At 64.0% G+C, this 11,401-nt stretch carries 11 protein-coding genes; all 11 read left to right on the top strand.

Annotated elements, in window-relative coordinates; all coding sequences use genetic code 11:
- Nucleotides 1–3: 3 nt before the first annotated feature.
- The 11 genes from ACFYXF_RS33330 (at nt 4) to ACFYXF_RS33280 (ending at nt 11,393) form a co-directional block, all read left to right on the top strand.
- A complete protein-coding gene (locus tag ACFYXF_RS33330; RefSeq protein ID WP_389355304.1) occupies nt 4–159 on the top strand; it encodes a hypothetical protein in 156 nt (51 codons plus the stop codon).
- Nucleotides 160–231: 72 nt separating this feature from the next.
- Nucleotides 232–1,443 (top strand): tetratricopeptide repeat protein, encoded by a 1,212-nt coding sequence (locus tag ACFYXF_RS33325; RefSeq protein ID WP_389355302.1) that lies wholly within the window; start codon nt 232–234, stop codon nt 1,441–1,443.
- Nucleotides 1,430–2,620, top strand: a complete 1,191-nt coding sequence (locus ACFYXF_RS33320) for a PQQ-binding-like beta-propeller repeat protein (RefSeq protein ID WP_389355300.1) — start codon at nt 1,430–1,432, stop codon at nt 2,618–2,620. Before ACFYXF_RS33325 ends, ACFYXF_RS33320 begins: the two co-directional genes overlap by 14 nt.
- Nucleotides 2,617–4,383, top strand: coding sequence for a M3 family metallopeptidase (locus ACFYXF_RS33315; protein WP_389355299.1), 1,767 nt, complete (start codon nt 2,617–2,619; stop codon nt 4,381–4,383). Before ACFYXF_RS33320 ends, ACFYXF_RS33315 begins: the two co-directional genes overlap by 4 nt.
- Nucleotides 4,374–6,188: a M3 family metallopeptidase gene (locus ACFYXF_RS33310; RefSeq protein ID WP_389355297.1), complete on the top strand. Its 1,815-nt coding sequence runs from the start codon at nt 4,374–4,376 to the stop codon at nt 6,186–6,188. The genes ACFYXF_RS33315 and ACFYXF_RS33310 overlap by 10 nt, the downstream gene beginning before the upstream one ends.
- A 20-nt stretch (nt 6,189–6,208) precedes the next feature.
- Nucleotides 6,209–6,826, top strand: coding sequence for an O-methyltransferase (locus tag ACFYXF_RS33305; RefSeq protein ID WP_389355295.1), 618 nt, complete (start codon nt 6,209–6,211; stop codon nt 6,824–6,826).
- A gap of 36 nt (nt 6,827–6,862) precedes the next feature.
- Complete coding sequence (locus tag ACFYXF_RS33300) at nt 6,863–7,435, top strand: hypothetical protein (protein ID WP_389355293.1); 573 nt, start codon at nt 6,863–6,865, stop codon at nt 7,433–7,435.
- 2 nt (nt 7,436–7,437) lie between these two features.
- The gene (locus ACFYXF_RS33295; protein WP_389355291.1) at nt 7,438–8,085 is read left to right on the top strand and encodes a DUF6445 family protein; all 648 of its coding nucleotides are present in this window, start codon (nt 7,438–7,440) and stop codon (nt 8,083–8,085) included.
- Nucleotides 8,086–8,291: 206 nt separating this feature from the next.
- Nucleotides 8,292–8,789, top strand: a complete 498-nt coding sequence (locus tag ACFYXF_RS33290; protein ID WP_389355290.1) for a pentapeptide repeat-containing protein — start codon at nt 8,292–8,294, stop codon at nt 8,787–8,789.
- A gap of 43 nt (nt 8,790–8,832) precedes the next feature.
- Entirely contained in the window at nt 8,833–10,644 is a 1,812-nt protein-coding gene (locus ACFYXF_RS33285) for a M3 family metallopeptidase (RefSeq protein ID WP_389355288.1), read from the top strand.
- Nucleotides 10,641–11,393 carry an SDR family NAD(P)-dependent oxidoreductase gene (locus ACFYXF_RS33280; RefSeq protein ID WP_389355286.1) on the top strand — a complete coding sequence of 251 codons (753 nt, stop codon included), beginning with the start codon at nt 10,641–10,643 and terminating at the stop codon, nt 11,391–11,393. The genes ACFYXF_RS33285 and ACFYXF_RS33280 overlap by 4 nt, the downstream gene beginning before the upstream one ends.
- Nucleotides 11,394–11,401 lie beyond the last annotated feature (8 nt).

Below are 11,401 nucleotides of genomic sequence, written 5' to 3'. Positions count from 1 at the left end.
AAGATGGATGATCAGATGTTCAAGAAGGAGCCCGCGTTCTTCCCGTTCGTTAGCGCGGAGATTTTCTTCGAGGCTGAGGCCGACGTCGAGGAGCTCGACTTCGGAGATGCACTCGACACCGAGCTTGACGAAATGCTGAAGATCAGCGACTCGGCATGATCGCGGCGCCAGGAAGGGGATTTCGGTCCGCTTCCTGGCGTTTCACCTCCCCGAGATTGGAACAGCTTCTAGATGGAGTTCAAGCGCAACTCATTTCACGATACCATGATCGGCCTCAGCTGTAGTCCTACTGATTACCCCGCCGACATTTTCTCCCAAGCGTGCGTTGAGTCCTTCAACTCATGTAATTGGTTTCATTTTGGCTATGCATTCACTCAGGTGTTTGAGCCTGCGGTGCTCTACGAAGTTGCCCTACTTGAAGGAACTAGGCTTGCACCGCTTGCCATACTCGAAGATCGCCGGACGGACGCGCTGGTTAGACTCGGCGCAATGCTTGACCAGGCATCAGAGCACACAGTGGTGGAGCTGCTAAATTTAGCTTCTGCCTTAATTAGTATCTCGCGGTTTGAACTCGTGCGGAATGTGCTCGCCATCCTTTCTGAACGCCAGACGACCTCCCGAGAGGATTTCGAGATCGGCTGGTTGAAGTTTGTCGTATCCAATCGCTGCGAGGGCGGTTCCAGCTCTCCAGCCGCTTTTGAGAGGATGCGCGCGGCTGTCATCACGCGTGAAGTGCCGGCCAGCCGGGTGCTGGATGCATGCACCCAGGCAGTCGTGTGGTACGTGAAGCGTCGCGAGTTACCAACGGCCGACTTCGAGCGATGGCGGGAACTCGGAACATCACTTTCGAAAATGTCGGGTCGGGTCGAGCCCGGCGCCTTGTCGTCATGGTACCGAGGTGTTGCCATGCTTCCTGCGGCGATCGGGGATGCTGCGGCCACTCGCCACTATATGAATCGGGCCCGCGAGGCCGCCGATGCGTGTACCGGCGGCGAGTCCCGAGCTGCTGATTTGAATGCAATCAAGACCTACTACGAATCTGCGGTGAAGGAATATCTCTACGTTCAACGGGATGCAGATGCGGCCGAAGAGGCGGGTCGGGCACTCATCGCATTGGACCCGGTCTGGTCTGTCAGCTACGGAGAACTCGCAGAGGTCTACTTGCAGTCGAAACGGGTAGAGCATGCCGCCCAGCTGTACGAACAGGCCGCCGCAGCCGGTCCCCCCTACGTTGCGCACCACCTCCTTAAGGCGGCGACATGTCGTGAACGATGTGATGACCTCCCGGGCGCAATGGCTCTTTACGAAAAGCTGGCAGGCTTCGCCCCGCACAGCCGTCAGGTCATGTCGAAGGGCCTCAATCTGGCCCGCCGCCTTGCACACCCATCGGCGACGATCTTTGAGCGTGGCCTACTGGAGATCGAGTCTCATGCCGCCGATTGACGCACCCGCGTTTCGCCACGACCCGCGGAAGGCGGTGCTCGAGGTGCGGAGATCCACCGACAGCACGTTCCGGTGGAACGACGAGCCTGTCGTGTGCGGTCATCGCCATTTCACGCATCTCCGCAAGGACGGACAGCAGGTCTCTGTGCCGGTCTGTGCCACACCTGTCGCGGTGGCCGGACTCGGCGCCATCTTTGCCACCTACGATGGCCGCGTCCGCCTCTGGGACAGCAGTCTGGAAAAGGTGTACTGGGAGCGTCGGCTCGACAACGCGGTGTACGCCTCCCCGGTGGTCGACTCGGCGAGGCAGGCTGTCGTCGTCGCAACTACCAGCGGCCTTGTACGGTCACTTGACCTGCGCGGCCGCACCCGTTGGTCATCCAGCGTGGACGGGCCGGTGTATGCCACCCCCACCGTTCTGCCCAGCACGGATGTGCTCGTGATTGCCGCGTTCGGCAGCAGGTGCATCGGGCTGCGGCTCGACACTGGCGCGAAGGTGTTCGATCGGGAGCTGCCGCGCCCGTGGCACGCGCAGTGGGGCGGCTCCGCCGCACACCGAGACCCGTACGCGAGTCCGGCGACGCTCGACACCGGAGACGTGGCCGTCGGATGCGCCGAGCACGTGGTGTGCCTGACCCCCGATGGCGCGCAGCGGTGGTGCCGAGATCTGGGCACCTCCGTTCGGGCGTCGTTGGTGGCCATCCATTCCGAAGGTGTGCTCGCCGTGGTGACGGTGGACGGCCGCTGCACGTTTCTTGACAGCCGCACAGGTGAGGAGCGCGGCACCGTGTCGCTCGGGGGCAAGGTGGTGGGGAGTCCCGCATTGTCTGGCACTGTCCTGGCCGTGGGCACCCAGGACGGCATCGGCTTCGGTGTTGATGTGCGCACGCACGAGGTGTGCTGGCGCGTACCCGGCGCCGTACCGCGGGATCACTCGTCGTATACCGTCACCCCAAGCGGCGGCTTCGCGGTGACGACGCCACGAGGCAATGTCGTCGGCCTCGACCGTGCCGACGGTCGGTTCCTGTGGGAAACCAGCCAGCTACTCGGTCTCGCAGATCACGACCCGGCGCTCGACGTCACTCCGATCGTGGCGCCCGATGGAAACATGTACTGCGGCTCCTACTCCGGGATGGCGTACCGTTTCCGGTTCCGTCCTCAGCAGGATTCGTCATGACAGCCGGTGCACTCGCGGGTGACATCGAGCCCGCCGGCGCAGCCCTGGTCCGCACGGCGACCGGGTTCAAACAGCTGGCCTCGCGGAGCCGGCTTGAGGACGCCGACGTACATGCGCTCGCACTCCTCTCCGCAAACGCCGCGCACCTGCTCACGTATGCCGAGGGAAATCAGCGCCACTTCGGACCCGCCCATGCACTGCAGTCCAACTGGAAGCGGCTGCTTGCCGATCCGGAGGTCGACGCGGCCCTGCTGGTGCTGCTGGAAAGCTCGGCGTGCGAGGAGGAGACAGCCGAGCGGACCCGGTGCGACCTGCTTGACTGGCTGCGCAATCGAGTCAGGACCCAGGAGAGCCCTGCGACAGCGGAGGTAGCCGCCAGGTATCGGCAGGCCCGCGGCGCTCTCAAAAACATCGACGACGCTCAAGCAGCGCTTCTGGAACGTCTAGGGCTGCTCGCCCCCGGGGCAGCACCCGCCGCCGTGTTCTACCGAGCGGTGAGCACGATGACAAAGGTCTCCACCCGCGAGAAGCTCGTACACGCCTGGGAGGTACAGCGGGCCCGGCATACCGACTCGGTGCTGGAACAGCTCGACGCCGTCGTAAGGCTCCGCCGTGAGCAGGCGCGTGCTGATGGGGCATCAAGCGTGGTCGACCGCACCCTGGATCGTTCAGGGTTGGACGAAGCCCGGGCCACAGCGTTCATCGACGCGTACGTGGAACGTGCGGTGGAAAGCACCAGCCGTCTCGCGACGCGCATCCGGGCGACGACCGGCGCGACAGACCATCCGCTGGCCCACTTCGGCGCCTACGCTCGCACAGTCGCAGGCGGCGCCACACTGCCGACCTTCCCGCTTGACGGTTGCCTGGACTATTTGGCTGCCATTACCCGCGATGTGTTCGACATCGCACTTGCTCCGCTTGCTGCGGATCGGCCGGACGAACACGTCGTCCTCGGAGTCGCCGACGGAAGGGTGATCGGTGTTGCCTCCTTCGACCTGATGGAAACGCCGCTCCGCAGCACCCGCGGTCAGGCCGGAGCCGCACGTGGCGATGCCCCTCACTGGCCCGGAGAGACGTCGGCAACGCTCCCCGAAGCGCGCGTCCTGTGCCGCTACCAGCACGACGCCCGCGGCAACCGGGTTGTCTCCTTCGAGGGCCTGCATAGCATGCTGCACGAATTCGGGCACGTCATGAACCACTGGCTCCTTCGGCGGCACACCCCTAGCGATACCGGACTGGACTACCTGCCACTTGAGCGCATCGAGGACCTGAGTACGTGGTTCGAGAAGTGGGCATACCACCCGCGGCTCGCCGAGCATCTGACGCTCTCAGCCGACAGCGCGGCTGGACTCAGCATCTGCGCCCACATCAAGCGGCTGGAGTTCCTCAACGCGAACCTCGACCGGGCGGTCGTCGCCGCGCTGGACTTCGACGTCCACCGTCACCATTCCGGCGGCCTCGCCGACTCCTTCCGCCAGCTCAACAGGCGCTTCCGGTTCGGTGACCTGTGCCGCCTTGAGACGGTTGCCGGCTACCTGCTGGCACCACTATGCCGGGCATACCCCGGTGCGAACTTCGCCTATCTCTGGGGAGCTGCGTTCGGTGCGCAGGCCTTCGCGCCGTGGCTAAGCACCGGTGCTGCGACACGAGCGCAGGCCGACCGGAGCCTCAGATCGTGCCTCGACCCGGACGCACCCAGCGAGACGCCCAAGCTCGACCCCTTGTTTCTGTTCTACGACGCAGATGGTGAGCCATGTCTGTAGACCTTCCCGTCGCTCCTGACTACGAAAGCCTCGACCAAACCGATGCGGCGCTGGACGCGATGATGACGCGGCTGCGTGCCTTGCTGGATCTGGATGCCCTGAGCGAGGACGCCTTCGTCGAGATCTGCGCGATCTACAACAACGTTGCATATATCTTCCTCTATCTGGAATCGAACGAGGCACACGTCAATTACGAGCGACTCCTGCCGTGGCGGGACGCGTTCCACCGAGACGCAGGGATCGACGCTGCACTGCTCGACCGGCTCCTGACGCTGCGTTGCATCCACACAGAGACCGAGGAAGCACGCACCGCCTACGTCGCCCACCTTCGCGCGAAGCCCGCAGCCGCGCCTGAACGCACGAACGACGGCTCACATGAGCAACTGCTCGTTGAGGCCAAGGACATTCTCGACGAGATCCGGCACGACGGCGCCATGCTGCTGCAGCGCATCGGCAGCACCAGCCGTGCCAACCCGAACGCCACCTTCTACAAGCTCGTCGGCTCCACAAACAGCGCCGCAACCCGCACCAAATTGGGCCGCGTATGGCGCGCGACGCGCGACCGCCGGCTCGGCGAACTCACCTCAGTGGTTGACCGCATGGTCGATGCGCGCCGCCGCGAAAGCCGAGCGCAGGGTGCCGACTCGGTGCTGGCGATCACGCTGCGCCGGTGTCGGGTCTCCGAGGAGGCGGCCTGGCGCCTCGTCGAGCGGTACCTGATCAGCTCCTTGGAGCACCAAGAGCGGCTCGACTCCGAGGTTCTGGCCGCAACAGGTGCCCCCGACAACGCTATGGACCACTTCGGCCACTTCGTGCGCGCACTTCAGGCAGGTCGAGGGGTCCCGCTGTTCCCGGTGGAGGGCTGTCTGTCATTCATTCGGCAGGTGGCAAAGCGCCTGTTCGGTCTGACGCTCACCGAAGCGCCCACCCGGTCAAACCCCCACGTACTGGCCTTCGACGTAGAGCTCGACGGGCGTCTCATCGGCCACGTGAACCTGGACCTGTGGGAAACCGACTCTCAGCGTCGTACCGCGAATACCACGAAAGGAATCCGAAACCGCACGGAGTGGCATGGCATCGTGCAGCGGCCCGTCGCCTACGTGTCGTGCCGATTCCGCAGGACAGAAGACGGTGCGAACCGCATCACCTTCCAGAACGTGCACAGCCTCTTCCACGAGTTCGGGCACGCGGTAAACCACCTCCTGATTCGCAAGCGGCTGCCCACGCAGTCCGGATTGGAGTACTTGCCGTTGGAGCGGCTGGAGGATCTGAGCATGTGGTTCGAGAAGTGGGTGTACCACCGCCAGTTCGCCGACCACCTGAACCTGTCGCCAACCGAGCTGGACGGTCTGCAGCTATGCCAGGATGTTAAACGGCTGGAGTACCGGCGCTCACACGTGGACCGGGCCGTCACCGCGGCACTGGATTTCGAGCTGCACCGCAAGTCGGACGGTGGTATCGAGGGTGCGTTCCAGCGACTTGACGAGCAGTACGGCATCGGTGCGCATTGCACGCTAGGCGATTTTCCACCTTATTTCACCTGGCCCATGTTCCGGGCCAATCCGGGTGCTAACTTCGCCTACCTGTGGGGCGCCAGCACAAGCGCCCAGCTGTTCGCTCCCTTTCTCGATACCGCCATCGAGGACGCCGGAGAACCAGCGGATCTCTGTGAGACATTCCTCCCGTGCTTCGATTTCGACCAGCCCAGTGTCGAGCCTGACAGTGCGGCTATTTTCTCGTTTTACGAAGGTCAACCGCGCTCCGGAGCGGAAGGCACGGTAGCTGGAAAAGGGAAGGGTGAATAGTGCCGCCTCCAACGAGTTACATGCGTGCTGTATTCCCGCCCCGAGAGGAGCTGCTCGACCGTATCCTGCGCGATTCTCTCCTCAGCAACGGCCTGCGTCCGATGCAAATCGACGACAACGCAGCGCGCGTACTTCAGTTGCTGACGACGTTGCACCGCCCACAGCAAGTGGTCGAAATCGGCACCTACTTCGGCTACTCAGCGATCCACATCGCTCGCGGTCTGCCTCCAGGTGGTCGCCTCGTGAGCCTGGAAGTCGATGCCGACCTGGCGAGTCTGGCGCAGGACAACCTGAAGCAAGCCGGCCTGACCGACAGCGTGGAGGTCATTGTCGGCCTCGCGGCCGACTACCTCACCGAACTGGCCCCGGAGAGCCAGGACATGGTGTTCATCGACGCCGACAAGGTGTCCTACCCCGCCTATCTCAAGCTCTGCTTTCCGCTGCTGCGGCACGGCGGAATGCTCGTGGCCGACGACGTGTTCGCAGACGGCGACTTCAGCAGTGAGTCCCCGGGCGACGACGGGGGCGGGGCGGTCCGCGCTATCAATGCGTACAACCGGGCTACCGCCCGCAGTCCGCAGCTGTTGTCGGCATTCATCGGCACCGACAACGGCTTGATGGTCAGCTACAAGCGATGAGGGGGCTACCTACCATCGGCCAGGAGGGACGCTGACATGCGAAAGACGATCGAGGTCATCGACGACTTCTACCGAGATCCATATGCACAGCGTGAGCAGGCGCTTGCCAGTGATTCAACCACGCCGGACGGCACGCCGACACATGTGCTGAGCAACGGCAAGGTGATGGTGCCTGACGCCGAGACAAGGGCGCGGATTTCCTCGCTCCTCGGCCATGTCGGGGAGTCGCTTCCGGAATTGACCAGTCGGCTCGCCTTCGTCAGCGCTGGCGAGGAGGGAGAGGGGGCGACTCCGCACACGTATAACAGCCAGTGGGCCGCTCTAGTATACCTCGCGTTACCGAAGGGCCAGTTCTCCGGCGGAGTCGAGTTCTACCGTCCTGCAGCCGCTAGTTCCACGCCCAGCCCTAATGGCAGCACGGCTCGCGACGAGAACCCCCACTCTGAACACTGGGAGGAAACCACCTACGTTCCGTTGACATTCAACCGGATGGTGCTTTTCCAAGGGGCAATGGCCCATAGGTACACGGTCCGCAGTGTCGATCGTGACTCCGTGGAAGACCACATTGCCCAGCTTTTCCTCTTCGACGAGCCGGACGGAGGGCGGTAGCCGTGTCAAGCAAGGTCATCATCGTCGACGACTTCTACGCCAACCCTGAAGCGGTACGGGCCAAGGCACTTACCTCGCGCTTTGCCAACATCGAGCCGACCGACTACCCCGGCTTCGCCAGCCAACTTGTCATCGGGTCACGCTCACTGGAGCAGGTATTCACCGGGCTGATCGGCGCCGAGCTGAATGTCGACCGGGACCGGTTCACATGGGGTGGCTTCCGCTACATCACAGAGAAGTCCGGAAGGTCAGCGATCGTGCATGCTGACGTGGCCGCTGACTGGGCGGGAATGGTCTACCTCACGCCGAACGCCCCGATGAGCTCGGGCACCGCATTCTTCCGCCACCGAGCGACCGGTCTGTCGTCGCCGCCGACAGACCGCGAAGCACGGGCTATGGGCTACGCGGATTCCTCGGAGTTCGATGACCAGGTCATCCGTCCGGACAAGGCAGACCTATCGAAATGGGAGCAAATTGCCCGGATAGGCCCGGTGTATAACCGGCTCATCCTGTTCCGGGGAAGCGAGCATTACCACGCGCCAATGGGCGGCTGCGGTGACTGCGCGAAGACAGCGCGCCTGACCCACATCTTTTTCGTCAATGAGCTGCCGCCGCTGGGCGCGGTCGCGCACGAGGTGACAGCGGCATGAGTGTGTCATCGCCGAAGGGGTCGCTCCCGCCCGAAGCGCGGCCGAGACAGCTCGTCGACCTTGCGGTGCAAGCTTGTGCTCCGGGCGCCGATGTACAGGACTTTTTCCTGGTCCCCGTCGATCCAGTGGTATTGGCAGTGCACGGGGCATCGGTAGTGGTACGAGAGGCGCTGGACAGTGGTCGCACAGCATGCACAGCGGCGGATGTGGCCCGCATCAAAGGCACGCTTCAGACGCTCGTGCTGGTCAAGCAACCGGATGCAGAGCGGCGCTCACAGTGGATCATCGATGGGTGGCGCCTGCTGCGGGCCGGTGCAGCAGGGGCGGACTTGCGCGGCGCACCGCTGAGGGGCGCTTCGCTCCAGGCCGCCCGGCTGGGCTCGGCCGACCTGTCTGAGGCAGACCTTGCCGGAGCCGACCTGGAGAAGGCCGACCTCTCCAACGCGAATTTGACCGGTGCCGACTTGACCACGGCCAGCCTCTTCAGCGCGAGCCTGAAGAAGGCGGACCTCACCGAGAGCTCGCTCTGCCGCGCCGACCTCCGCCACGCTGACATGCGGGATTCGGTCTGCGTCCGCACCGCGATGCGCGGCGCTGACCTGTGGGGCGCTTACCTCTGGAACGTTGACGTATCGATGGCATTCACTGAGGGCCTCGACGTCGACCGGGCCGACTTCCTCAACGCAAAGGTGGTGCCGGAATGATGGCCCTCCGCAGAACGCCCGCAACCGCAGCTCGGAGGTGCGCATGGCGACGATAACCACGCGCCGGCCAAACTACTGCGACAACCTGCCAGCCATCGAAGCGGATCTGGCCGAAGGGGCTGACCGGCTGCGCATGCTGGTCGCCCCGTCTGAGCACTCCGGGCAGGTGCTGACCGCCGAGGCCCTGCATGAGATCGTCCTGATCTACTCCAACACCGCCTACACATTCGCCTACCTGGAAGGCAGCCAGCGCTTCGACGACTACCAGCACCTCCTTCGCTGGCACGAAGCCTACTTCCACGACCGGGACCTGACCGTCGCAACCGAGAAGGCCCTCGCAGCGGCTGGGCCGTTCACGGCGCACGACCTTGAGGAGCTGCGCCTGACATGGCTGGCATGGTTCGCCGACCGGAAGCGGGCGCCGGAGCAAATGCGGCGGCGGCAAGCCGAACTCGGGGCGGATATGCGGGCGATCTTGCGGCAGATGGATGCCCACCAGCTCGATTTCCTCCAGCGATTCAAGATCAATTCGCCCAGAACAAGCCCGTCGGTGATGCTGGCCGAGACAGCAAGTCGGCTCAAGGAGCCAACGACACGGACCAAGTTGACCACGGCCTGGCGGCGGCACTCCGCGCCTTACGTCGCCGCGCTGACGAATGTGCTCGACGAGGCCGTGGAGGTGCGCCGCAGAGCAGTCCGCGAGGGGGCGGGTGGCCACTCCACCGTACTGGCACAGACCTTCGAGAGTTGTTCCGTCTCCCCTGCTGAAGCCACTTCCTTTCTGCAAGAGTTCCTGACACAGGCCCTGGAAAGCCAACGCGAGCTAGAGTCCGCGATTCGAGCGGCAACCGGGTGCACGGAACACCCGATGGACCACTTCGGGCGCTACGTGCGGACGCGCATGAGCGGGCGCCGGGCACCGACGTTCAAGCTACAGGCGCTCTTGGATCTTTTGTGCGCGCTGGCCTGGCGGGTGCTGGGTGTGACGGTCACCGCCGCCCCGGCGCAACATACCCATGCCCTGACGTTCCGTGTCAGCGGCGCAGGCGAGGAATTAGGGAGCATCGACTTCGATCTGCTGCGCCCCGGCGGACGAAGTCACCGCACGGTTTCCCCTCCCTTGACCGCCAAATGCGAAACGTCGGTGCCGGTCAAGGCGAAGGCGCACGTTCTGTGCCCGCTGCACCCTGACCACGAGGACAACCACGTCACGTTCGCCGCCGCGCAGGCGATCTTCCACGAGTTCGGTCACGCCCTCACCCATGTGCTGCTCCCCCGCCGGATGCCGAGCGAGTCAGGCGTTGAATACCTGCCCCTTGACCGCCTTGAATGTGCCAGCACTTGGTGGGAGCGGTGGGTGTACCACCCGGACTTCGCCAGCACGCTGGACCCAACGGGTGAAGCACACGAGGCTCTCTCCCACTCCCAGCAGCTTCGAGCGCTTGAGACCTGGAGCACCACCCTGCAGTGCACCGTGGCTGCCGCGGTCGACCTCGACGTGCACGGTCGCTCTGACGGCGGCCACCGTGAGGCGTTTGAACGTCTCAGCCAAGAGTTCTCGCTCGGCGACCACTGCGCATTCGGCGATCTGCCTGGCTACTTCACACACCTGACGTGGCAGGCCGCCCCTGGAGCGGGATTTCTCTACCTTTGGGGAGCCGCCAGCAGTGCAGAGGTCTTTAAGCGGTACCAGTCGATTCGTGTCGCGGACCTCCCCGCAAAGGGGCTGCCAGACGAGCTCACTCATCTGTGGCTCGATTCGACCCTGCCCAGCCCGCGGCCCTCGGTCGAGCCGTACTTCGAGTTTCTTCGTGACGTAGTTGATACCGGACCCATGGAGGTGGCTCGCGTATGAAGAAGGGCATCGTCATCGGTGCCAGCCACGGGTGGGGCGCCCATCTCGCAAGTCGGCTCGTCGAGGAAGGCTGGGACGTCACCGCCGTAGGGCGGCGGCCAAAGCCCGACCTTCCCGACACCGATGCACTGCGATATGTGCAAGCCGACCTGACGACAGCGGACGGATACGAGACTGTGGAGCGCGAGCTGCGGGAGCAGGCACCCGCGCTAGTCGTTTACAACGCGGTCTCATATGGCCCGCGCGACACGACGCTGCCGCCGCTGGATGAGCTGGAGGCGACGTTTCGGCTCAACACGCTCGTGCCTTACCACCTCCTCCTCAACCACGTCGAGAAGCAGTCGACGGCGGAGTTCTGCACGTACGTGGTCACGAACTCGGACTCGATCTACCACGCCAACAAATACTCGGGGATCTACGCCGCAAGCAAGGCAGCCTTGCGGGTGCTGACCACAGCGCTGGCAAGCGCCTGCCAATCCCACAATGCCGCCGCTGCCACCCTCTTGCTCGGGCCGCTGGCCGACGAAGAGAACTTCGAGAAGCTTCAGGAGGTGGCCGATCGCACGGGGGCAGACATCGACGTTGTCACCCGCCGCTTTCTGGCCAGGTCGAACCAGGCATACGTGATCAATTCATTCCTGTCCTACGAGTCCTGCGTGAAGAACGTGCTGACGATCGCGAACCTAGGCCGGGATGCAAACGGAATGCTGTGCAAGTTGGACGGCGGATCGTCCGGGTCGTTGATTTGAGGACCAGG

This window comes from Streptomyces sp. NPDC002680 (assembly GCF_042889145.1).
Taxonomy (GTDB): Bacteria; Actinomycetota; Actinomycetes; order Streptomycetales; family Streptomycetaceae; genus Streptomyces; species Streptomyces adonidis.
The sequence above is the reverse complement of the archived record's forward strand: the minus strand, read 5'-3'. Positions and strand labels throughout refer to the sequence as shown.